A 23109-nucleotide genomic window follows, 5' to 3' on the forward strand; every position below is an offset into this window, starting at 1 on the left:
GGACGCGATAAAGACGGGCCGCGCTCATGCCGCGCGGCTTTCGAGAATGGCGCGCGCGAGGCGCTCGGGGGTGACCGACGGTTCGCCGGCGCGGCGCGCGGCGCGCTCGGCGGCGTCGCGGATACGCTTGGCCATCGAGATGCGCACCAGCACCGGCGCGCGCTCGACCTCGGCGTCGAACGCGCTCTTGGCGGCATCGTCCCACGCCACTTCGCGCTCGATCCGCGCCGGCGTCCCCTCGGCCTGGTCGAGTTGGCTGGCGAGGGGCAGGATGGCGAACAGCGCGTCGAACAGCGCGTTGCACACTTCCTGGACGAGATAGGTAGCCCCGGCATAGCCCATGAACGGCGTGCCGGTATGGCGGCGGATCACCGCCCCGGGAAAGCTGGCGGGGATATACACGCCGCGCCCGCCGGCTTCGGCGAGGTACATGCGCTCGTTAAAGCTGCCGAACAGGATCAGCGGCGGATTGGTCCGGATCGCCTCGATCACCGCCTGATTGTCGGGCTTGATCCCGGCCGACCGGCTAAACGCGAAGGTGCAAGGCAGCCCCATGTCGGTCTCGAGAAAGTTGCGGATGCCGCGGGCGTAGGTTTCGGTGGCGACGATGCCGAAGCTCGCCGTGCCGAAGAAATCCTGCGTCACCGAGCGCCACAGATCCCATAACGGCTTGATCGTGGTGTGCTTCTCGCGCTCGATGAACGGTTCCGGATCGAGCCCCAGCAATTCGCCGAGCTTGCGCAGGAACAAGGTGGTGCTGTCGAGCCCGATCGGCGCCTGCAGATACGGCCGCTCGAGCGCCTCGCACAGGCCGCGGCCGAACTCGCGATACAGGCACACGTTGACGCGCGCGTCGGCGAGTTTGCGGACATCGGCGAGATGGCTGCCGAGCGGGAAGACCATGCCGACGTCGGCGCCGATGCCCTCAATCAGGCGCCGGATCTCGGCGAGGTCGGAGGGCATGTTGAAGGTGCCGTACATCGGGCCGATGATATTGACCTTGGGCCGCTCGCCTTCCTTCAGCGGGCGCAACGCAGGGACTTTCTTCGGGCCGAACTGGGTCCATAGCCAGGTCAGCGCGCGATCGCCCGATTGCCACTGATCCTCGTCGATGGTGCGCGGCAGGAAGCGCTGGATATTGGTGCCCTCCGGCGTGACGCCGCCGCCGATCATCTCGGCGATCGACCCGGTGACGACCACTGCCGGCAGATCCGGATCGAGCGTCGCCCAAGCGCGCTTCATCGCGCCTTCGGTGCCGTCGCGGCCGAGCTCCTGTTCGCCGAGACCGGTGACGACGATCGGCAGTTCGTGTGGCGGCAGCGCATCGGTGTAATGCAGCACCGAAGTGACAGGCAGGTTCTCGCAGCCGACGGGACCGTCGATGATCACCTGCAGGCCCTTGATCGCGGTAAAGGCGTAAACCGCGCCCCAATAACCGCCGGCGCGATCATGATCGAGGATGAGGGTCATGCCCCGCCCCCCGACCAGATCGTCACCCCAGCGAAAGCTGGGGTCTCGGGACGGAGGTCGCGCGCTTGCCGCTTGAGATCCCAGCTTCCGCTGGGGTGACGGTCGGGCGAAAGAGCACTCCCCCTCACGACCCCACGCTCTCTTCCGCCTTGGCGGCAGCGATGCGTTTGGCGGCGTATTTGGCCTTGAATTCGGGCCGTTCGACCGGGGTGCGTTCCCACACCCCCGCCGTTGCGCCCACGCCGACTCCGTCGAAGAACGCGCTCATCCGATCGAACCGCGCCTGATTGGCAAGGGCTGCATTGACCACCAGCGCCAGGCTGCCCGCCCCCGCCGGCCCCATCAGCGGCCGTGCCGAGATCAAGTTGGTGAAATACAGCGCCGGGATCGCGCGCTGCTTGGCATGCTGCACCACCGGCGTGGTGCCGATCGCCAGATCGGGACCGAATTCCTCGACCGCCGCCAGATCCTGTTCCAGGCTGGCGCGATATTGGACGCGCACGCCATGTGCCTCGAGCCAGTCGCGATCGGGATCGGACCATACTGTCCGCGGGCACGCCGTACCGACATAGGGCACGTCCGCGCCGCTTTCGATCAGCAGCCGCGCGACGAGCAGTTCGGAACCTTCGTAACCCGACACCGTGATCCGCCCGCTAATCGGCTTGGCGGCGAGCGCGCCGCGGATCGCGGGCAGGAAGCGGTTCTTGGCCGCATCGACCTTGGCTTGGGGGATAGCGCAGGCCGCGCCGATCGCGTCGAGCCATGCCGCCGTGCCATCCGCGCCGACCGGCGCAGAGCCGACCACCGTCCGCCCCGCAGCTTCGAACTCGCGGATGCTGGCGGTGTAGAAGGGATGGATCGCCGCCACCGCGGCGCAATCGAGTGCGCTATACAGCTCCCGCCATTCGCGCGTCGGCACGACCGGGCCGGCGGCGAGGCCCAACGGTTCGAGCAGCAGCCCGATGCCCGGTGGGTCGGCGGGGAACATCTCGCCCAGCAGCGTGATAGTCGGCCGATCCGGGCGTTGTTTCGGCGCCGCGACGGGGCCGGTTTCGGCCTCCTTGCGCGCATAGCTGAGCATCGCCCCGGCGAGCACGTCCTTGGCCTCGGCATGCGTGGGCACACCGAAGCCGGGCACGTCGATGCCGATCACGCGCACGCCGTTGATCTGATCGGGCAGCAATTGCAGCGGTACGCCCGAGGCGGTCGGCACGCACAGATTGGTGACGATGATCGTGTCGTACAGCTCGGGATCGGCGAGCTGGTGCACCGCGTCGCGAATGTCCTCGAACAATTTGCCGGTGACCAGCGTCTCGGACGAGAAGGGCACATAGCCGACGCTGCGCTTGGCGCCGTAGAAATGCGAGGTGAAGGTCAGGCCGTAAACGCAGCAGGCCGAGCCCGATAGGATCGTCGCGGTGCGGCGCATGCGCAGCCCCACGCGCAACGACCCGAAGGCGGGGCACATCGATTGCGGCTGATCGTGCGGGCCCTTGGGATAATCGGCGTCGTAGCGGGCAAGGACGTCGGACTTGCCGGCGAGTTCTGCGGCGTCGCGGAGGGTAGCGCCGTTCGAGCAGGGGCCGTCCCCGGTTGCGAGATCGATGCGATCCGCCACACGCGTTCCCCCGCGCAGGCGGGGGTCCAGGGTCACGGGCGCTGCGCCCTGCAATCCTGGACTCCCGCCTTCGCGGGAGAACGAGGGAGAGGCGGGAGCCGTGTCCATCAGACCGCGTCGTACACGACTTCGAGGGTGGGTTTCGTCACATAGGCGCCGCCGCGCATGTCGGCCTGGCTCGCCGGCCGCAGCGTATAGTCCGCCCCCGTCACATCGGCCGAGAACAACCCCAGCAGACCATCCTGATCGAGCGGCGTGGGCCGTAGCGGCGGCGCACTCGCGACATTCTCGGCCAGTTCCTCGAACAGCGACGCCCATTGCCCGCCGGGCTTGCCGATGATCTGGTAGTTGGCGCTTTTCTTGCGGATATCCTCATTGGCCGGGATCGCGGTCAGCACCGGAATGCCCACCGCGGCGGCGAAGGCGTTGGCCTCGCCCGTCCCGTCATCCTTGTTGAGGATCATCCCCGCGACGCCGACATTGCCGCCCATCTTGCGGAAATATTCGACCGCCTTGCACACGTTGTTGGCGACATAGAGCGACTGCAGATCGTTCGAGGCGACGACGATCACTTTCTGGCACATGTCGCGCGCGATCGGCAGGCCGAAGCCGCCGCAGACGACGTCACCGAGGAAATCGAGCAGGACGTAATCGAAGCCCCATTCGTGAAAACCCAGCTTCTCGAGCGTCTCGAAGCCGTGGATGATGCCGCGCCCGCCACAGCCGCGCCCGACCTCGGGCCCGCCCAATTCCATCGCGAACACGCCGTCGCGCTGGAAGCAGACGTCACCGATGCCGATCTCCTCGCCGGCCAGCTTCTTCTTCGAACTGGTCTCGATGATCGTCGGCGTCGATTTACCGCCGAATAACAGGCTGGTCGTATCGCTCTTCGGATCACAGCCGATCAGCAACACGCGCTTGCCCTGCTGCGCCATCATGTAGCTGAGATTGGCCAAGGCGAACGACTTGCCACTGCCGCCCTTGCCATAGATCGCGATGATCTGCGTTTCCTTGGTCACCGGGCCGGTATGGACGGGATCAGGCTCTTGCGCGGCTTCATCGCGCAACGGCGTGGGATCGAACATGCTCATATCGCTCTCCAATCGAGCACCATCTTGCGGCATGCCGGATCGGTGAAGGCCTGCGGATAGGCCTCCGCCGCCTCGGCCGCGGGGCGCGCATGGCTGATCAGCCCGTCCAGCTCGAGCAGCCCGGCATCGATCAGGGCGAGCGTCGCGGCAATATCGGCGGGCGTGAATTCGGCGGCAATGCGCAATCGCGCCTCGCGCATGAAGGCGGGCGGAAAGGCGAAGGACAAGCGATCGTAGAAACCGGCGAGCACCACGTCGCCACCCTTGGCGAGCCGCGCAAAGGCCAGGTCGAGCGCGTCGGCCGCGCCGCTCGCGTCACAGATCACGGCATAATCGCGACGCATGTCATCGGCTGGATCGATCACCGTGTAGCCGAGCCCGTCGCGGCGGTCGGGATTGGTTTCCCACACGGTCGGCGCATCGCCGCCGCTGGCCACCGCAATGCGTGCGATCAGGCTGCCGAGAATGCCGTGGCCGATGATCAGATCGGGTACGCCGCCAAGCGCGATAGCGTGATGCGCGGTCGCTGCCAGCGCCAGCAGGATCCCGTTGCGGCCAAGCGACTCGCCGATCGGGATCGCGCGCGCCGCCGGCAGCACGACACGCCGCGCGGTGCCGCCGAACAGGCCGCGCGCCTGTTCGTAGCAATTGGCCCCCGGCACGAAGACCCACTCGCCGATCCGCCCGCCCGCATCGGCCCCGGCATCGACGATCCGCCCGACCGATTCATATCCGGGCACGAGCGGATAGCCCATGCCGGGAAAGTCCGGCATGCGCCCGGTCCACAGCAATTTCTCGGTGCCCGAGCTGATTCCGCTCCAGTCGATCTCGACGCAGACGTCACCGGCGGTCATCGGGTTCAACGCCAGCGATCGCAGCGCAAGTCGTTCCGGCGCTTCCAGTATGACCGCCAGTGCGTCCATCCGCCCGTCCCCTCAGGGTCCTAAATGAACCTCATAGTGTGTAGATTGAGCTAGACATTTAGGGTTGTCAACTAGATTGGACAGCAATCAGCGGATCGCCACGATGACATTAGCGGTCAGCGGCATCGCCGTTGGCAAGACGCGCGATGTGCTGAACCCGGCCGTGCTCAGCATGCCCCGGATCTCGCCCGTGCTGCGCGGTCGGCCCGATCCCATCGCCAGCAGATAGAAGCCGAAATAGGCGTCGCCGGCGGGTTCGGCGCCGGGCGTTTGCGCCATCGGCTCGGCGATGAACAGCGTCCCGCCAGGGGGCAAAGCGGCATGGATGCGGCGCAGCAGCGCCAGCGCCGGCGCGTCGTCGTGATCGTGCAGCACCCGGATCAGCGAGACGATGTCGTACCCCGTGGGCAACGGATCGGCGAGGAAATCGCCGCCGAACACGGTGGTCCGGCCGCCAAGCCCCGCCGACTCGAAGGCCCGCCGCGCCCGTTCGGCAACGGCCGGCAAATCGAACAACGCCAGTTCCAGACGCGCAACCCGCGCCGCCACCGCGCGCACAAACGCCCCCTCGCCCCCCCCGACATCGAGCAGGCGCTGGTGCCGGCCGAAGGCATAAGCATCGAGCGCCTGCGCTGCGACCAACGGCTGCGACGCCGCCATCAGCGCGGAGTAGGCGGCAACGTCGGCGCTATCGCCCTGCCCCGCCGCCTCGGCATAATGCCAATGCTGCGATAGCGCGCCCCCGCCACCGCCGCGCCGGAGCAGCGCCACCGGATCGGCGAGATCGGCATACAGCAGATGATGATGCGCGATCATCTCGCCAATGCCGGGATTGCCCCGCAATGCGGCGCCGTCGCTGCCCAGCGCCCAGCCCGACCCAAGTGGTTCGACCAGCCCAAGCGCCGTCGCCGCGCGCAGTAACCGTTCTGCACCAGCTGTGGGCAGATCGAGACGCGCCGCGACGGTGGCGGTATCGCACGGCCCCGCCGCCAGCAGCTCGAGCAGGCCGGTTTGGATGCAGGCGGCGAGGATTTGCGAATAGGTGAAGCCGGCGACCAGATCGAACAATGCCCGCGCCCGGCGCCGGGCAATCGGGCGGGTGAGCGGAAAGCGCTGCGCGAAACGCTGGAAGCGTAGCGAGGCCAGCACGCGGTTGCGCCAGGCCAGCCACCGCCCCCTCAATCCATAGTCGCGATAATTATTCGAATTCATGTGTCCAGTTTTGTGGACACATGATAGCATCGCGTCAATCGGAGGATGCCGATGGCGGATACGGGCATTGTGGTGATCGGGGCGGGGATCGGCGGGCTGGTCAGCGCCGCTATGCTCGCCGCACAGGGTCACGACGTGACCCTGGTGGAAGCTCAAGCGGGGCCGGGTGGCAAATTGCGCACGATTGCGGTCGATGGCGCGGCGATCGATGCCGGGCCGACCGTGTTCACGCTGCGCCAGCTATTCGACGACATCTTCGCCGCTTGCGGCGATTCGCTTGACCGGCACCTGACGATGCGCCCCGCCGCGACGCTCGCGCGCCACGCCTGGGGCGCGGCGCGGCTCGATCTGTTCGCCGATCCCGCGGCGAGCGAAGCGGCGATCGGCGAGTTTGCCGGAGCGGCCGACGCGCGCGGCTATCGCGCCTTTCGCGCCGAAGCGAGGCGGCTGTACGACGCGCTCGACCGACCCTTCCTGCAGGATACCAAACCCGACCCGCTGACGCTCGGCTGGCGCATGGGCGCGCGCGGCTTCGCCGATTATTGCACGCTCCGGCCCTACACAGCGTTGTGGCGGGCGCTCGGCGGCTATTTCCGCGATCCGCGCTTGCAACAATTGTTCGGGCGCTATGCGACCTATTGCGGCTCCTCGCCCTTCCGCTGCCCCGCCACGCTGATGCTGATCGCGCATGTCGAGGCGAGCGGCGTGTGGCTGATCGACGGCGGCATGCACCGCCTGGCGATCGCGCTGGAGACGCTCGGGCGGCAGAATGGCGTGCGCTTTCGCTACGACGCGCCGGTGCGCGAGATCCTGGTCGAGCGCGGCCGCGCCGCCGGCGTCGTGCTGGCGAGCGGTGAGCGCATCGCCGCGTCGGCGGTGGTCTGCAATGCCGATCCAGCGGCGCTTGCTGCGGGGCGGTTCGGCGAGGCCGCGCGGGTCGCGGTATCCCCCCTTCCCCCTGCCCGCCGTTCGCTGAGCGCGATGGTGTGGACCGGGCACGCCACGGCGACTGGCTTCCCGCTGGCCCGACACAATGTGTTCTTCTCGGACGATTATCCTGCGGAATTCGCCGCGCTCGCCACCGGCCGACTCGCCGAACGCCCCAGCGTCTACGTCTGCGCGCAGGACCGCGACGAACACCGGTCCGGCCCAGAGGGTAACGAGCGCGTCCAGATCATCGTCAATGCGCCGCCGACCGGCAACGGCACCCGCCTCACCCAACAGGAGATCGAGACATGCACACGGCGAATGCTGGACGGCGTTTCGCGGGCGGGGCTTTCGCTCCGGCTGGGCTCGACGGTGCTGACGACGCCGAGCGATTTCGAGACGCTGTGTCCGTCGACGGGTGGGGCCCTTTATGGACCGGCCTCGCACGGGTGGGCGGCCTCCTTCCGCCGGCAGGGCAGCCGGACGCGGATCGCTGGGCTCTATTGCGCGGGCGGGAGCACGCACCCCGGCGCGGGCGTCCCGATGGCGGCGCTTTCCGGCCGACGAGCCGTCGATTGCCTGCGCAAGGACCGCGTTTCGACGTTCGTGTCGATGCCGGTGGCTATGCCTGGTGGTATATCGACGCGACCAGCGACGACGGCGCCCACGGCCTGACCATCATCGCCTTTATCGGCAGCGTCTTTTCGCCTTATTACAAGCTCAGCGGCAGGGGGAAGCCCGAGAACCATTGCGCGATCAATATCGCGCTGACCGGCCCCCGTGGCAGCGCCTGGGCCATGACCGAACGCCCCGCGCATCGCGTGCAGCGCGACGCCGATCATTTCGCCGTCGGGCCGAGCAGCGTGCGGTGGGACGGCGACACGTTGGTGATCGACATTGCCGAGATTTCCGCCCCCCTGCCGTACAAGGTGCGCGGCACGGTGCGCGTCCGGCCGGAGATGATCGGCACCACCGCCTTTGCGCTCGATCCCGCCGGGCGACACCGCTGGCACCCGGTCGCGCCGCGCGCACAGGTCGAGGTCGAGATGACGCGTCCGGGGGTGCGCTGGTCGGGGCCGGGCTATTTCGATTCGAACTTTGGCGACGAGCCGCTGGAGGACGGGTTCGACGACTGGCACTGGTCGCGCGCGCATCTCAAGAATGACGTGGCGGTGCTGTACGAAGGGCGGCGGCGCGACGGCGCGCCGTTCGATCTGGCGCTCAAATTCGATGCCCAGGGGCGCTGGCACGATGTCGTCCAGCCCGCCCCCGCCGCGCTGCCGCGCACCGGCTGGCTGATCAAGCGCGCCACGCGGGCCGATGCGGGATACGATCCCCGCGTGATCAAGACATGGATCGATGCGCCTTTCTACGCCCGCTCGGCATTATCGACGCGGCTGTTCGGCGAGGATGTCCGCGCGGTACATGAGAGCCTGGCGCTCGGCCGCTTTCGCTCACCGATCGTCCAGTCGATGCTCCCCTATCGCATGCCCCGGGCCTTTTGGTGACGGGCCTTTTGGTGACGGGCTTTCCGGTGAGTCGCGCAGCTTGTCCTTGGCGATCTCGCGATTGACCGAGACGAGCTGCCAGATGCAGAAGATCACCACTGGCACGCCGGCAATCGCCAGATCGAACAGGCTGAGATAGTCGCGCATCATCGCTCTCCCATGAAGGCCTGGATGCGCGCGGCAATCTCTGCCGGTCGTTCCTCATGCGCAAGATGCCCCAGCCCGGCGAACGTCTCCAGCCGCCCATTGCCGACCAATGCTGCCGCCTCGCGCGCATTGGCCAGCGGAATCGCGGCATCCGCCGTGCCGTGCATGAGCAACAACGGCGTCGGCAGCCGCGGCAGATCGCGCTTCAGCGCCGCGAGATCCCAAGCAGCCATCATGCCGATCGCGCCGGCACACTGCGCCGACGTGGCAAACAGCTTTTCGTAGCAGCGCACACCCTCGGCATCGATCCGCGAGCCCGTGCTGCGCTGCAGGAAGCGCGCCGTCTCGCCCGGCGTGCGCGCTAGCCGCGCGAACAGATGCGGCGCGAGCGGATTGACGAACAATGCGCGGGCCAGCGTCGGGAATAGCTGCGCGGCGAGGCCGGGAAATGGCAGCAAGGCGGCGCTGAGCCCGACGATCGCGGTGGGCGCCGCCAGACCGTCGAGCGTCAGGCGAAGCGCGATCGCCGCCCCGGCGGAATGGCCCACGATCACGGTCGGCGCGCGTTCCAGCGTGCTCAGCAGCTCGGCGATCGCCATGGCCATGGCCGGCATCGACAGGCCACCGATCGGTCGCCCCGCAGTAAAGCCATGGCCCGGCAGATCGATCGCCAAGACGTGGTAGTGCGCGGCCAATAATGGCGCCAGCGCGCGCCAGCTATGTGTCGCCGCGCCGGTGCCGTGGAGCAGCAGCACGACCGGGGCGTCCTCCGCTCCGAACGTCTGGACATGCCAGCGCAGCCGCCCCGCCGCAACGAAGCGGCTGCGCGCGCGATTGGGCCAGTCGCGGCCCTCGACCGCCCATAAGGGCGCGCTCATCCCGGCTGCACCGCGCGCACGGCGGCGTGCATCGTCGCCGCATCGGCGCGTGGCAGCGGCAGATAGCGGGCGCGCATCGCCGCCGCAAGCGCCGCGCCCTCTGGCCCTGGCCGGGCGGAAATATCGAGAAAGGCGGCGGCGATCCCCGCGCCGCCGATCGCCTTGGCCGCCGCGGTCGCGTCCGCGGCGGCGAGCGCGCGCACCGCGCTGCCATCGGCAGCGATATTGGCGCGGCCATCGGTCAGCACGACGACGAACGGGGTGCGCCCGCGCGCGCGCGCTGCTTCGGCCAGGTCATGGGCGGCACGCAGCCCGGCGGCCAGCGGCGTGCCGCCGCCGCCCGGCAATTCGGCCAGCGATCGTCGGGCGCGCACCAGCGATCGTGTCGGTGGCAGCAGCACCTCCGCGATCGTTCCGCGAAATGCGATCAAGGCAACCTGCGCGCGCTTCACATAGGCCTCGGCCAGCAGTAGTTCGACCGCGCCCTTGGCCTCGGCTAGCCGCGCCAGAGCCGACGAGCCGGAGGCGTCGACCGCGAAGATCGTCACCGCTTCGGCGCGCGTCTCGAACCGGCGGACACGCAGATCGTCGCGCCGGATCGCCACGCGGCCCTCCGCGCCGCGCACTTTCTGCCACGGCGCCGCAGCGCGCAACGTGTCGATCAGGCTCAGCCGCCGGCCGCCCCCCGGCAACCCCGCCCGCGCGCCCATCGGCCGGCCCCGCGCGCCCGATGTGCGCCGCTCGCCCGCGCCGTGCGCGTTGCTGGGACGGCGACGTCGACCGCTGCCCGCAGCGATCGCCGCAAGCACGTCGCGCGGCAGGGCGGCAAGAGCAGCGGCAAGCACGATGTCGTCGATCGGACCGGGATCGCCCTGCTCTTCCTCGCCAGTCTCGTCCGGCGACGGCGGCGGCGGCGGGGGGTCGCCTCGCGCCTCTTCCGCTGCAGGGAGGCGCGTGGCACGCGGCGCAAGGACGAGGCGGGCGGCAAGGATGACATCGTCCGCGGCGATCGTATCGCGTCCCGCCAACCGCGCCGCCGCCCGCGCGGTGCGCAACGCGAAAAGTGGCGCGCGCGCCGAGTCAATGCCCAGTGCAGCGGCGGTGGCAACCAGGGTTATGACAATTTCCCCGTCATCCCGGACTTGGTCCGGGATCCAACCCTCCCCGCGCGGTGGCGCCTGGGGCACCTTGGATCCCGAACCAAGTCCGGGATGACGGTGGTGGGTGAGGTCGAGCCAGAACGCCACCCGCTCGGCCAGCGCCCCGGGCGGCCGTTCGTCCGGCTCGATCCCGTCGTCCAGCGCCACCGTCACGAAGCGCGCGTCGCCACCATCGATCACCGCCGCCAGCCGCCCCGCAACCGCATCCGACAGCCGCTCGGCCATCGGCACGATCACCGCCCCGCCATCCGCCTCCGCCAGCAGGCCGCTGCGGGACACCGCCGTACCCCGCGCCAATGTCGCCGCGAGGTCGATGCCGCCAAGCAAGCGATCGTCATCGATATGCGCCGGCATCCGCCGCACCGGGGCATCCGCCGGCAACCCCGCGCGCAGTTCGGCGATCACGAGGTCGCGCGTCTCCCCGCCGCCGCGCAGGATCAGGCCGCCGAGCCCAGGATCGATCGCGCACAGTCGTGCCGCCAGCAGCGCATCGGCCAAGGCATCGGGCGTATCGTCGCCCGCCGTGCTCACGCTGCCAGTTCCTCCAGCGCGCGCTCGATGCGGACGGTGGAGCCCGTCTCATCGAGCACGTTGCGACGCAAGCGATGCCTGAGCGCCATCGGCGCCACCGTCGCGATATGCGTCTCGGTCACCACCGGCGCGCCATCGAGCGCGGCGAGCGCCCGCGCGGAACGCATCAGCGTGAGCTCGCCGCGCAAGCCGTCCGCCCCCACGGCGATGCAAAGCCGCGAGGCCAAGGTGAGCACCGCCTCGGGCAGCACCACCGCCGCCAGCGCGGCGCGCCCGCGCGCGATCTGCTTGACGGCGCGGCGTTCGGCTTTGGCCCAGGCTTCGGCAAAGGCCATGGGTTCGCGCTCAAAGGCGTCGCAGCGCTTCAATATCTCGACGCGCTGCGCCAGCACTTGCGGCGTGCGCACCTCGACCGATAGGCCGAACCGGTCGAGCAATTGCGGCCGCAATTCGCCTTCTTCCGGATTGCCGCTGCCGACCAATACGAAGCGCGCCGGATGGCGTACGCTGAGCCCCTCGCGCTCGACCACATTCTCGCCCGACGCGGCCACGTCGAGCAGCAGATCGACGATATGATCCTCGAGCAGATTGACCTCGTCGATATACAGGAACCCGCCATTGGCCCGCGCCAGCAGCCCGGGCTCGAACGCCTTGACGCCGGCGCCCAGCGCACGTTCGAGATCAAGCGCACCGACCACCCGGTCCTCGGTCGCGCCGAGCGGCAGATCGACGAACGGCACCGGCACCCTGGCATTTTTCGGGCCCTTGCGTAGCGTGCCGTCCTGATAGCCCGCCTCGCTTGCCGCGATCGGCGGCAGCAAGGCGGCTAGCGCGCGCACCGCGGTCGATTTGCCCGTGCCGCGATCGCCAAACACCATCACTCCGCCGATCCGCGCGTCCACCGCAGCGATGAGCAACGCGCGCTTCATCTCGTCCTGACCGACGATCGCGGAAAAGGGGAAGGACACACGCACGCCCGAAGTGTAACACGCGCTGGACACACGACAAGATGGACAATGAGCATGTGGATACCGATCGCCGTCGCCGTGGGCGTCGCGCTGTTCCTAGGGGTGTTCGGCGGGCTGATGACGCCGATCGGGCCGTGGTATCGCGACTTGCGCAAACCCGGCCTGCAGCCGCCCAACTGGCTGTTCGGCCCGGCCTGGACGATCATCCTTGGGCTCGCCGCCTGGTCGGCGGTGCTGGCCTGGAACGCCGCGCCGGACGTGGCGACGCAGACCCGCGTGATCATCCTGTTCGCCGTCAATGCGCTGTTTCATGCGCTGTGGAGCCCCTTATTCTTCCGCGCCCGGCGGCCGGATTGGGCGTTGGTCGAAGTGGTGTTTCTGTGGGCCTCGCTGGTCGCCTTGGTTGTCGGGCTATGGCCGATCTCGCACCAGGCGAGCCTGCTGATCGTCCCCTATCTGGCGTGGGTGAGTTTCGCCGCCTGGCTCAACAGCGCGATCGTGCGGCTCAACCGGCCGTTCGGCTAAAGCGATTTGGTCCCGCCGCAACAGCGGCGTATAGTGTGCAGAGATAACAAGGAAACGACACCCACCGGAGAGCAATCATGGCCACGCTTCAGGATACCGCCTTTACCGCCGACACCGCGATCCCCGAGATACGGAGGATCAGCGTCAGCGACCTGAACTGGGCCTTGGCTGAAGGGTGGAAGGATTTCCTCGCCAAGCGCGGCGACTTGATCGTTATCGGGCTGCTCTATCCGATCATCTGCCTGGCGGCGGCGGTGGTGACGCTCAACGATCCCCTGCTACCGCTATTCTTTCCGCTGGTCGCCGGGCTGTCGATCCTCGGCCCGGCCGCCGCCTCCGGCTTCTACGAACTGGCGCGGCGCCGCGAGGAGGGGCGCGATGCGAGCTGGTGGCATTTCCTCGATCCGCTCAACGGCCGTAGCCGCCTGCCGCTGGCGCTGCTCACTGGCGGGCTGGCCGCACTGATGATCGGCTGGCTGGTCGTGGCCTATTTGATCTACGACCTGACTTTCGGCGCCACCGCCCCGCTGCGCATCGGCGATGTGATCGGTCGCCTGTTTACCACCGAGGCGGGGTGGACGCTGGTCGTGCTCGGCAATCTTGCCGGCGCGCCGTTCGCCATCGCCACTCTGGTGTTCGCATTGGTATCCTTCCCGATGGTGGTCGACCGGCCGGTCGATGCCGGTTTGGCCGTGCGCACGTCGCTGGCGGCGGCGCGCAAAAATCCGCGCGAAGTGTTCGGCTGGGGCTGGCGCGTCGCCGGATTGCTGCTGCTCGGCCTGCTGCCCGCGGCGATCGGTCTCGCGGTGGTGCTGCCCTGGCTCGGCTACGCCACCTGGCACCTCTATACGCGGCTCGTCGTGCGGCAGGCGTAGGGTAAAAAGCCTCGTCACGACGGCATTTGCCGATCGGCGCTACGTCGCCTATGCAGCGCGTTTGATGGCGGGGACCGGTTCGAACATGCAATTGCCGACACCGTATGCGTGGCAGCCGGAACATTTGCAGCTGGCCGTGACTGCCGCCGGCGTCGCATTATGGGCATGGGAGGTCGACACCGACGTCTTCACGATGGACGAACGCGGCTTCGAACTCTGGGGCCTGCCGTGGCGCCCCTCGGTGACGTTCGGCGAGCTGTCGAAGAACATCCATCCGGCCGACCGCGACCGGGTGCAGGCCGCTTTCGCCGCGACGCGCGCCGTGCTGGGGCCGTACGAAACCGACTTCCGCATTCTCGTCGGCGAGGAAATTCGCTGGATCGCCGCGCGCGGCCAAGGCGAGGATGTCGGCATCGTCGGCCGCACCATGTTCGGCATTTTCCTCGACGTAACCGGCCGCAAGCAAGCCGAGGAGGGTCACGAACTGCTCGCCGGCGAGATGAGCCACCGGGTCAAGAACCTGCTCGCGATCGCGTCCGGCCTGACCATGATCACGTCTCGCTCGGCGGAGACGATCGACGGCATGGCGGAGGAATTGACCTCTCGGCTGTCCGCACTGGGGCGCGCGCACGATCTGGTCCGGCCGCTGCCCGACGGCCAGGGCGGCGCCGCCTTGCTCGGCGACCTGTTCTCGGTGTTGCTCGCGCCCTATGACGATCTTGGCGCGTTTCGCGGGCGCGTCCGGGTCGCGGTCGAGCGGATGGGCGTCGGCGAAAAGGCCGCCACCGGGCTCGCGCTGGTGATCCACGAACTGGCGACCAATTCTGTGAAATACGGCGCATTGTCGACGCCGACCGGCACACTCGACGTGTCCAGCATGTCCGATACCGATTATATCAGCGTGACATGGCTGGAACGCGGCGGACCGGTGGTGGCGGCGCCGGACCGGCCTGCCGGCTTCGGCAGCAAGCTCGTGCAGCGCACTGTCTCCGGGCAACTCGGCGGGACCATCGAATATGAATGGGCGGCCGACGGATTGATCGCCACGCTGCGGGTCAAACGCGCAAAACTGGCGACCTGAAACGAAGCGGTCGTCTTGAAGGATGATTTTGCCATCGCTCCAACACCAGGGGCGCAGCCACGGGGCCATCGCCAGGCCCGTCCAATAGCAATGGTCGCCGGATCCGCGAGGAATGCGGGGCCGATCAGCGGGATCGAAAAGCATGGCAGACACGGTTACGACGGAATGGAACGGCGCGGCGGTGCGCAAATGGTTGGAAAGCCGCATCCTTGCGGCGCGATCGGATCAGGTCGCGGCCGAGCGCGCCGGCTGGGGCCAGCAGGACGAGTGCGACAAATCCACCGCCGAGGAAATGGTCTGCACGCTCCTCACGGCGAAATCCTCGACCGACGATCAAAAAGCCTTTGCCGACGACCTACGCGCGCTGCTGGATCGCGACGAATATGTCTGGCGCGGCGTGTTCGACGATGTTCGTTTTGAGCGGCACGTGCGGACCTATATCCGCAAGTTGATCCGGATGACCAAGACCAATGCGGGCTTTGACAGGACCGGGCGCTATCAGTGAGCCGTTACCGTCGCGATCGGCCGATACGGCTGCTTTCGAACGACACCACGACCCCGGCATTATCGCCCAGCGGCACCTCCGCCACGCCATAAGCGCCGCGTGCGCCATGCGACCCGATCATCGCGCCGACCTCGCCATGAATGGCGCGCCGTTCGCCGCGCGCGGTGGCCGCCCGCTCCGGCGTGTTGCTGTCGAGAATGTCGTTGCGCTCTTCGTCGGACAGACGAACGATATCGTCGGGCACGCGCCGCTGCGCCTGGGCGTCGACCGCCGCTGCTGGCTCCGACGCCTGCGCCAAGCAGTTCATCGGTGCCAACAAGACGCCTGCCGTGACAGCAAACATGATCGCGCGGGAACGGGTCGAATGGAACATACGCCCTTCTAGACCGGCCTGGCGCAATCTCAAAGGACGGAGGCGTCGCTCCCCGATCCGTTCACGCCCTTGGCCGGAGACAGCGGCGGGACGGCGCCGCGCTGTGCGGCATCCACAGCTCCGCTTCCTGCCAACATGCCGTTGAGCGAACCGCCGGCCATGCCCAGTTCCGCCATCAAGCCATCGATCAGCGGCCCGCCGACGCGGTAGCGCATCGCCGCGGCGACGGCGGCGTCGGCCAGATTGCCCTGGCCACCGCCCGAGGCCCCCTCGCCCGCGCCGTCGCCATGCAGGCCGCGCGCATCGAGAATGCTGATCTTGTCGATATTCTCCATCGGCTTGCTCGCCGCGGCGATGATCGCCGGAAGCGCTTCGAGCATCGCCCGGCGTACCAGCAATGCGGTCTGCGCATCGTTGAGCAGATTGGTCGCTTCGTTGAGCGACGCCTGACCCGCGGCATCGACCTTGAACGCCGCCTCGCGACCCTCGGCGCGGGCCTTTTCGGCATCGGCCTCGGCGGTGGCCTCGGTGCGCAGTGCACTAGCGCGGGCTTCGGCCGCTTCCTTCTCGGCCGAGGCAGCGACGGTGATGCCCACCGCTTCCTCCTGCGCCCGCTGCGTGGCGGCGATCACCGCGACGTTCTTGTTGCGGTTGGCGATCTCGGTCGCCTTGGCGGTGGCGACGCTTTCCTCGGCCCGCACGGCGAGTGCGCGCGCCTCATTGGCAGCGGCAGCGGCGGTCGATTCTTCCTCAGACTTTTGCGCGGTCTGCACTGCAGTGGTAATGCGCGCGATCTCGATCGTGCGGTCGCGCTCGATCGTCGCGGTCTGGATCGCCCCGTCACGAGCGATCGTCGCGGTCTGGATGATCTTGTCGGCCTCGGTCTGCGCCACGGTCTGCGCCTGGGTAGCGGTAATGCGCGCGATCTCGGCCAGGCGGGTCTGCTCGGCCTCTGCCGTAGCGATCGCGGTGGCCTGTTCGGCGCGACGGGCCGACAGCGTCTGTTCCTGCAGCAAGCGTGCTTGCTCCGCCGCTTGGGCGATCTCGAGCGACTGGTTGTTGGCATCGAGATTGCGCTGCTCGATCTCGACGCGGTTGGTTGCGACGATATCGTTGCGGATCTTCTTGCGCTCCTCGATCGTGCGGGTGAGCACGGTCAGGCCCTCGGCATCGAAGGCATTGTTCTCGTTGAAATGCTCGAACGCGGTCTGATCGAAATGGGTGATGCTGACCGATTCGAGCTGGAAGCCGTTCATGTCCAGATCGGTCATCAGCGCTTCCTGGACCTTCTGGATGAAGTCGGCGCGGTTGGCGTGGAGATGCTCCATCGTCATCGTCGCGGCGACCGAGCGCAGCGCCGACACCAATTTGCCATCGAGCAGCGACTTGACCGCATCGGGGCTGTTGACCGAGTCGCCCAAGGTCTGCGCCGCAGCAGCGATCGACTGGGCGTCCGGCTTCACTTTGATATGGAACAGCCCGACGACATCGACACGCAATTTGTCGAGCGTGATCAGCGCATCCTTGTTGAGGCGCGACACTTCCAGCTTCACCGTGGTCAGCCGCACCTGCATCAGTTCGTGCAGCACGGGGATGACCATGATGCCGCCGTTCAGCACGACCTTCTCGCCGCCGAAACCGGTGCGGATCAGCGCCACATCCTTGGTCGCGCGGCGATATAGGCGAGTTAGGATCAAGCCGATGACGACGAGCGCAAACAGGATGATGCCGGCATAGATCAGAATGTTCAAAAGCGATTCAGGCACGAAACTTCCCCCGGTTAGTCACGTCGATATATCAGATCGATTGCAGCAGCGCATTCCTGTCCGGCAGCGCGAAGAACAATGTGCCGTCACGCCGCACCAGCAAGGCGATTTCCCCACTTGCGATCGCATCTTCGTCGTCATGCGGCTCGACCATCAGGTAATGCGCCTGGCCATGCTGATCGACGACCTTGGCGCGGGCGGGCGTGCCGCGCCGCGCAGTGCCTTCGAGAATGGTGGCGCGGTGGCGCAGCAGCGTGTCGGTCGAGATCACCGTGGTCTCGAATCCGGGCATGATGCGGGCAAGACCGTTGGCCGCCAGCGTGTTGAGCGCGGCGCCGGCAACGAACGCGCCCGCCGCCGCCAGTCCCCAATGCAGCGGCGCCCCGGCGAGCGTGGTAGCGCCCTGCTGAATGATGAGGCCGGCCAGCGTGAAGCAGCCGAGCAGCGAGGTCAGCCAGACCAGGATCGGCAATTCGCCGCCCAGCCCGAGCCAATCGAGCACGCCGCCATCCGCGTCCGCCCCCAGATCCGATTCAAGATCGAGGTGGCCGAGGCCAAGACCGATCGCCTCGATCACGCCAATGCCGATCATCACCACAAAGGCGATCGCGAAGGGCAGATAGGCGAGGGTCAGGAACTGTGCGAACATGCGCTAGGGTTATCATGCGCTTGTCGCCCTGTCAGCGGACGATCGAGCGTGTCGCGGCACTGCGCTAAGCCGTCACCCGCCCGCTGCGCTCCAGCTTGCCCCAGCCGACCACGGCGCCGCGCACTGCCGCGCCAAGCGCCTTGAGCACGACGTAATACATCACTTGGCGATAACCGATGCGCTGTGGGATCAGCAGCCATAGCAAACGCCAGCGCTCGCGCCGCTCCAGCGCGAAGGCGATCACCGCCGCGAGCAGATCGATCGCGGTGAAGATCAGCCAGTATAGCGCCATCGTCTCGACATCGCCCGAGCTCTGCGCCCAGCCATGCGCGCGGACCGCCAGCCAAGTGCCGAACAGCCCGACGAGCAGCGCCAGATCGATGATCGGCGAGATCGAGGCGAACAGGATCTGGAACAGGATCGCCTGCGGCAGGCCGACCCGCGCCAGCCCCTTGGGCCGCCCCTGCGCCATCACCGAACGATGCTTCCACAGGCATTGCAACGTGCCGAACGCCCAGCGGTAGCGTTGCTTGGCCAGCGCGCGGAACGTCTCCGGCGCTTCGGTGAGCGCAACGGCATATTGATCGTAATGCACGGTCCAGCCGAGCCGCTGGATGGCGATGGTCAGGTCCTGATCCTCGGCCAAGGTATCGGCGGGGTAACCGCCTGCCTCGGCGATCGCCGCGCGGCGCCACGCGCCGACCGCGCCGGGCACGACGGTGATCGCGTCGAGCCGCGCCAGCGCGCGCCGCTCCAGATTCTGCGCGGTGATATATTCGAGCGCCTGCCAGCGCGTGACGAGATTGACGCGGTTGCCGACCTTGGCATTGCCCGCCACTGCGCCGAGTTTAGGCCCGAGCACCGGATCGCCGAACCAGCGCGCCAGGCGGGCGATGGTGGTGGCCTGGAACTGCGTATCGGCGTCGAGCGCAATCACGATCTCGCCGCTGGCCAGTTCCAGCCCGCGATTGAGCGCATGCGCCTTGCCGCCATTGGCGAGTGTCATGAGCCGCACGCGCGGCTCATCGGCAAATGCGTCGCGCACCACGGCCGATGTCGCATCGGCCGAACCATCGTCGATCACGATCACTTCAAGCCGCACATCGGTGCTTTCCAGCACGCGACGCACGGCGCGTTCGATCACGCGCTCCTCGTTATAGGCCGGGATCAGCACGCTGACGAACAGATCGGGATCGAGCGCGGGGAACACCTGCCGGCTCTCACGGCGCGCCTGCCATAACGCCAGGCCGGACAAGGTCAGCGCGCGGACGATGCCGAGCGTGATGGCGACGCCGAACAGCCAGCCGAGCAGGATCTGCACGTCGCCAAGCGCCGTAAACAGCCCAAGATCGATCCACGCCGCCACCCGATCGCCGGCCGAGATTGGCGGCATCACCGCCTCATGGCTGAGCCCGGCCAGCCGCGACACCGGCACGAAGGTGAAGCCCCGGGCGCGCAATTCCCGGATGATGATCGGCAGCGCCGCCACGGTTTGCGCACGATTGCCGCCGGCATCGTGCAGCAGCACGATCTGCGCGCTGCGCGTCGCATTCCCGGCAGTCACTTGGTCGACGGTGCGCTGGACGATCGCTGCGACCCCCGGGCGTTTCCAATCGTCGGGATCGACGTGCAGGCCGACCGACAGATAGCCCAGCGCCTGCGCCTGGGCGACGGGGCCGATCTCGTCCGCCGTGGTCGGCTCGGCATCGCCGAAATAGGGCGCGCGAAACAGCCGCAGCGAACGACCGGTAAAGGCCTGGAACAGCCGTTGATTGGCATTCAGTTCCAGCGTCGTCTCGCGGTTGGTCGCGGTAGCCAGATTGGGGTGGGTATAGGTGTGGCTGCCAATTTCATGCCCTTCGGCCACTTCGCGCGCCAGCAAGGCGCGCTGCGTCAGCGCATTTTCGCCGACCATGAAGAAGGTCGCCGGGACTTTTTCGGCCTTCAAGATGTCGAGCACGCGTGGCGTCCACTCCTTGTCCGGCCCGTCGTCGAAGGTCAGAGCGACCAGCCCCGGGCGATAACCGGTGCGCTGGATCTGATAGGGCAAGGGCAGCCGATCGAACGTCACGTCGGTAATGCTGCCATCCGCCGCCACCTGCACGCGCCGCGCGCCCGCCACCGGCGTCGCGCCGATCCGCAGGATTTCGCCCGTGCCCTCGATATCCACGTTGGTGCTGGCCGAGATCGCCGAAATCGCCGCCGCCTTGGGCAGGCTGCGATGCCCGCGCCCGAACATTTGCCACAGCGCCGGATCCTCCGCCCCCAGCCGCCACAGCGCCACCGCGTCGAGCCCGTTGGCCGACAGCCATTGCAGCTGGTTATAGGCCGACGCCGCATCGAGCAGCCATACGTCATGCGTGCGACCGCTTTCGCTATAGGCGAAGTGACTGTTGCCGCTGGCTTTGTCGTACACCGGCGCGACCCCGGAATCGTGCGCCGCCAGCCACGCCTCCTCGATCGACGGGGCGTCGGTCGTGCCGCCCGCGGTCCAGTCATAGGCATAATTGCCGAACGCCACGACCAGCTTGCCGCGTGGTATGCCCCTCGAGGCGCGTGCGACCTGTTCGATGAACCAGCGTTGCGAGGCGATCGGCCCCGCCGCGCCACCCTGATAATGCTCATCATAGGCCATCAGGAACAAGCGGTCCGACACCGCGGCGAAGGCCGGCAAGTCCCATCCGGGATTGCCGACCGGCGCGGCCAAAGCGACGACCAGCCCGCGCGGGCCGAAGCGCGCCTTGGCCTCGCGCAGGAACTGACGATAGTCGGGCAGCGCCGCATCGGGCAGATCCTCGAAATCGAAGAACACGCCGCCCGCCTGGTTGGCGCGCAGCATTGCCTCGATCCGCCCCAGCGCCACGCCCCGCGCGCGCGGATCGGCGAGCAAGGCAGCCATGCCGGGCCCGTCCCAATCGCCGTCCTTGGCATTCTGCACCATCGGCAGCAGTTTCGGCCGGCGCGGCGCCGCGCTGATGATCGCCTTGCCGGCGGCATCGGGGAACATGGTCACGGCATGGTCCGTGCCGGTGATCGACATCCAGCCCGGGATCAGCCAATCGAGCTCGCCGATATGGCGTCGCAGCGAGGCGGTGCTGGCATCGTCCCACGGCGCGTGGAAGGCGATCGCCAGCGGCGCTTCGGCCGGCTGCGCGCCCAGCATGCGCCGGGCATAGCGCAAGGCGTGGCCGAGCCGCGGCCCATGCTGCCCTGCCCCCGCCTCGGCGCCAAGGCCGCGGACCGGTGGCCGCTCGACCGCGAAGGGCAAGGCCGGCTGCGGCAACACATTGACGATCGAGCCGACGAACAGCACCGCCGCCAGTAACACCAGCGCGGCAAATGCCGCCTGCGCTAGGCGGAAGCGGCGGCGGCGGCGGCCGGAGGCGTCGTAGAAGATCGGTTCGGCCACGATATTGTTCTCGGACGTTCGGGCGCACTGCCCTCGCGCGCCAGTTGCGCCCATCCCGCCTACGTCCGCAGGTCAATCAGCACAATCCTGCCAGTTGCCGCCCGCCGCACTGCCGAGACGATATCTGTCCTGCGGACGCCATGCCATGGCAGCGCGCCCGTTGCGGGTGGGCTATTCGGCCCGGTCCACCAGTACCTTGCGGGTGCCAGCGCGGGCCTGCCGGACGGTGGCCGCGACGGCGATTGCCGCCCCCAACAGCCCGAACACCACCACCTTGTTGGCCAGCCCGACCTTATTGTGCCGCCAGGCCGATGCGATGCCCATTTCGCCGGGGATGTTGGGCACCGTGCCGTGGCGCAGATCCTGCAACACGCCCTCCACCACGTTGATCCGGTCCGCCCCCATCAACAGCAACCAGTGCCACCAATCGGATTCGCTGCGGCGAAAGGCATAGCGCCGGATCGCCCCGCTCGCCCCGCTGGGCGGCGTCGACGTGCCGAGCACGGCGGGCAGGCGGATATGTTCGATCGATTCCAGGATCTCGACGGTCGGCTGTTGCAGTGGCGGCCGCAGCCAATCGCTGCCGCGGGTCTGCTCGGCGATGCGGCGCATCGGATAGGTCGGATCGTTTTCGGGATCGGCGTCGATGCCCCAGCCGGGGACGGTCGACGGATCCACACGCATGCTGATCATGGGGTCTTCCTCAAACGCCATTGGGGAGCAGGACGGGTTTGATGCAGCCGTCGAGCTTGTTCCAGAAGAGGTGATACGCGTCCGCGACATGCTCCAGCGGCACGCGGTGGGTGATCATCTCGCTCGGCTTCAATACGCCGGTGCGGACATGCTCGATCAGCCTGGGCAACAGCCGTTTGACCGAGGCCTGGTTGGCGCGGATGGTGATGCCCTTGTTGACGACATTGCCGATCGGCACGATGTTGCCGGTCGGGCCGTACACGCCGACGATCGAGACGATGCCGCCCTTCTTCACCGAATTGATCGCCCAATGCAGCGGGATGGCGTTGCCAGCGACGAGCTTCAGTCGCTTGCCGAGCAGCCATTGCGGGCTGTTGCCATTGGCATCCCCGCCGACCGCGTCGATGCACACATCGGCACCCAAGCCATCGGTCTGCTTCTTCATAAACACGACGAGATCGTCGATTTCGCGAAAATTATAGACCTCGGCCGGACAGAATTTCCGTGCGAACTCCAGCCGATACTCGACCTCGTCGAACACGATCACGCGCCCTGCCCCGAACAACCAGGCCGATTTCGCGGCCATCAGCCCGACCGGCCCGGCGCCGAACACCACGACGGTGTCGCCCGGCGTGATGCCGCCCATTTCCGCGGCCTGATAGCCGGTCGGCACCACATCGGTGAGCAGCACCGCGTCGTCCGGATCCATCCAGTCGGGAATGACCGTCGGCCCGACATCGGCATAGGGCACGCGGACATATTGCGCCTGCCCGCCATCATAGCCGCCGGCAGTATGCGAG

The 23109-nt window shown here is 67.8% G+C and carries 21 protein-coding genes; 6 read left to right on the forward strand and 15 right to left on the reverse strand.

From position 1 onward, the window contains the following. Nucleotides 1-24: 24 nt before the first annotated feature. From bchZ to U1739_RS05525, 5 genes are all read right to left on the reverse strand, one after another. Nucleotides 25-1470: a chlorophyllide a reductase subunit Z gene (gene bchZ, locus U1739_RS05505; RefSeq protein WP_332704754.1), complete on the reverse strand. Its 1446-nt coding sequence runs from the start codon at nucleotides 1468-1470 to the stop codon at nucleotides 25-27. Nucleotides 1471-1594: 124 nt separating this feature from the next. After that, nucleotides 1595-3088, reverse strand: a complete 1494-nt coding sequence (gene bchY / locus U1739_RS05510; RefSeq protein ID WP_332704897.1) for a chlorophyllide a reductase subunit Y — start codon at nucleotides 3086-3088, stop codon at nucleotides 1595-1597. 107 nt (nucleotides 3089-3195) lie between these two features. Then, entirely contained in the window at nucleotides 3196-4179 is a 984-nt protein-coding gene (locus tag U1739_RS05515; protein ID WP_332704756.1) for a chlorophyllide a reductase iron protein subunit X, read from the reverse strand. Continuing rightward, nucleotides 4176-5102, reverse strand: coding sequence for a chlorophyll synthesis pathway protein BchC (bchC, locus tag U1739_RS05520; protein ID WP_332704758.1), 927 nt, complete (start codon nucleotides 5100-5102; stop codon nucleotides 4176-4178). The genes U1739_RS05515 and bchC overlap by 4 nt, the downstream gene beginning before the upstream one ends. A gap of 87 nt (nucleotides 5103-5189) precedes the next feature. Then, nucleotides 5190-6314: a methyltransferase gene (locus U1739_RS05525; protein WP_332704760.1), complete on the reverse strand. Its 1125-nt coding sequence runs from the start codon at nucleotides 6312-6314 to the stop codon at nucleotides 5190-5192. Nucleotides 6315-6365: 51 nt separating this feature from the next. On the opposite strand from U1739_RS05525, the gene crtD reads away from it, so the two are divergent. Both crtD and U1739_RS05535 read left to right on the forward strand, forming a co-directional pair. Further along, complete coding sequence (gene crtD, locus U1739_RS05530; RefSeq protein WP_332704762.1) at nucleotides 6366-7916, forward strand: 1-hydroxycarotenoid 3,4-desaturase CrtD; 1551 nt, start codon at nucleotides 6366-6368, stop codon at nucleotides 7914-7916. After that, nucleotides 7817-8749 (forward strand): carotenoid 1,2-hydratase family protein, encoded by a 933-nt coding sequence (locus tag U1739_RS05535; protein WP_332704764.1) that lies wholly within the window; start codon nucleotides 7817-7819, stop codon nucleotides 8747-8749. Before crtD ends, U1739_RS05535 begins: the two co-directional genes overlap by 100 nt. Here U1739_RS05535 and U1739_RS05540 read toward each other — a convergent pair. Genes U1739_RS05540 through U1739_RS05555 form a run of 4 tightly spaced genes read right to left on the reverse strand, consistent with a single transcriptional unit; the run spans nucleotide 8696 to nucleotide 12439 of the window. Beyond that, nucleotides 8696-8896: a hypothetical protein gene (locus tag U1739_RS05540; RefSeq protein ID WP_332704766.1), complete on the reverse strand. Its 201-nt coding sequence runs from the start codon at nucleotides 8894-8896 to the stop codon at nucleotides 8696-8698. The two genes, U1739_RS05535 and U1739_RS05540, sit on opposite strands and share 54 nt — an antisense overlap. Beyond that, on the reverse strand, nucleotides 8896-9774 hold the full coding sequence (gene bchO, locus U1739_RS05545) for an alpha/beta fold hydrolase BchO (protein WP_332704768.1): 879 nt from the start codon (nucleotides 9772-9774) through the stop codon (nucleotides 8896-8898). The genes U1739_RS05540 and bchO overlap by 1 nt, the downstream gene beginning before the upstream one ends. Beyond that, a complete protein-coding gene (locus U1739_RS05550; protein WP_332704770.1) occupies nucleotides 9771-11465 on the reverse strand; it encodes a magnesium chelatase subunit D in 1695 nt (564 codons plus the stop codon). The genes bchO and U1739_RS05550 overlap by 4 nt, the downstream gene beginning before the upstream one ends. Then, a complete protein-coding gene (locus U1739_RS05555; protein WP_332704773.1) occupies nucleotides 11462-12439 on the reverse strand; it encodes a magnesium chelatase ATPase subunit I in 978 nt (325 codons plus the stop codon). The genes U1739_RS05550 and U1739_RS05555 overlap by 4 nt, the downstream gene beginning before the upstream one ends. Nucleotides 12440-12487: 48 nt before the next feature. Between U1739_RS05555 and U1739_RS05560 the strand changes: the two genes are divergently transcribed. From U1739_RS05560 to U1739_RS05575, 4 genes are all read left to right on the forward strand, one after another. Beyond that, entirely contained in the window at nucleotides 12488-12958 is a 471-nt protein-coding gene (locus tag U1739_RS05560; protein WP_443025507.1) for a TspO/MBR family protein, read from the forward strand. Between the two features lie 77 nt (nucleotides 12959-13035). After that, nucleotides 13036-13833, forward strand: coding sequence for a DUF2189 domain-containing protein (locus U1739_RS05565; protein ID WP_332704777.1), 798 nt, complete (start codon nucleotides 13036-13038; stop codon nucleotides 13831-13833). Between the two features lie 85 nt (nucleotides 13834-13918). After that, nucleotides 13919-14914: a sensor histidine kinase gene (locus U1739_RS05570; RefSeq protein ID WP_332704779.1), complete on the forward strand. Its 996-nt coding sequence runs from the start codon at nucleotides 13919-13921 to the stop codon at nucleotides 14912-14914. Between the two features lie 142 nt (nucleotides 14915-15056). Beyond that, nucleotides 15057-15419 carry a hypothetical protein gene (locus U1739_RS05575; RefSeq protein WP_332704781.1) on the forward strand — a complete coding sequence of 121 codons (363 nt, stop codon included), beginning with the start codon at nucleotides 15057-15059 and terminating at the stop codon, nucleotides 15417-15419. Nucleotides 15420-15423: 4 nt separating this feature from the next. Here the strand turns inward: U1739_RS05575 and U1739_RS05580 are convergent, their stop codons facing one another. The 6 genes from U1739_RS05580 to U1739_RS05605 all read right to left on the reverse strand — a co-directional run. Further along, nucleotides 15424-15726 (reverse strand): hypothetical protein, encoded by a 303-nt coding sequence (locus U1739_RS05580; RefSeq protein ID WP_332704783.1) that lies wholly within the window; start codon nucleotides 15724-15726, stop codon nucleotides 15424-15426. A gap of 95 nt (nucleotides 15727-15821) precedes the next feature. Beyond that, nucleotides 15822-17558: a flotillin family protein gene (locus tag U1739_RS05585; protein ID WP_332704785.1), complete on the reverse strand. Its 1737-nt coding sequence runs from the start codon at nucleotides 17556-17558 to the stop codon at nucleotides 15822-15824. Between the two features lie 31 nt (nucleotides 17559-17589). Further along, nucleotides 17590-18207: an OB-fold-containig protein gene (locus U1739_RS05590; protein WP_332704787.1), complete on the reverse strand. Its 618-nt coding sequence runs from the start codon at nucleotides 18205-18207 to the stop codon at nucleotides 17590-17592. A 64-nt stretch (nucleotides 18208-18271) separates the two neighbouring features. After that, complete coding sequence (locus U1739_RS05595) at nucleotides 18272-21619, reverse strand: polysaccharide deacetylase family protein (protein ID WP_332704899.1); 3348 nt, start codon at nucleotides 21617-21619, stop codon at nucleotides 18272-18274. A gap of 168 nt (nucleotides 21620-21787) precedes the next feature. Further along, nucleotides 21788-22309: a hypothetical protein gene (locus U1739_RS05600; RefSeq protein ID WP_332704789.1), complete on the reverse strand. Its 522-nt coding sequence runs from the start codon at nucleotides 22307-22309 to the stop codon at nucleotides 21788-21790. Nucleotides 22310-22319: 10 nt separating this feature from the next. Beyond that, nucleotides 22320-23109 (reverse strand): zinc-binding dehydrogenase (locus U1739_RS05605; protein WP_332704791.1); only part of this gene is annotated, 790 nt, incomplete at its 5' end.

The organism is Parasphingomonas puruogangriensis (assembly GCF_036663635.1).
Lineage (GTDB): Bacteria > Pseudomonadota > Alphaproteobacteria > Sphingomonadales > Sphingomonadaceae > Sphingomonas.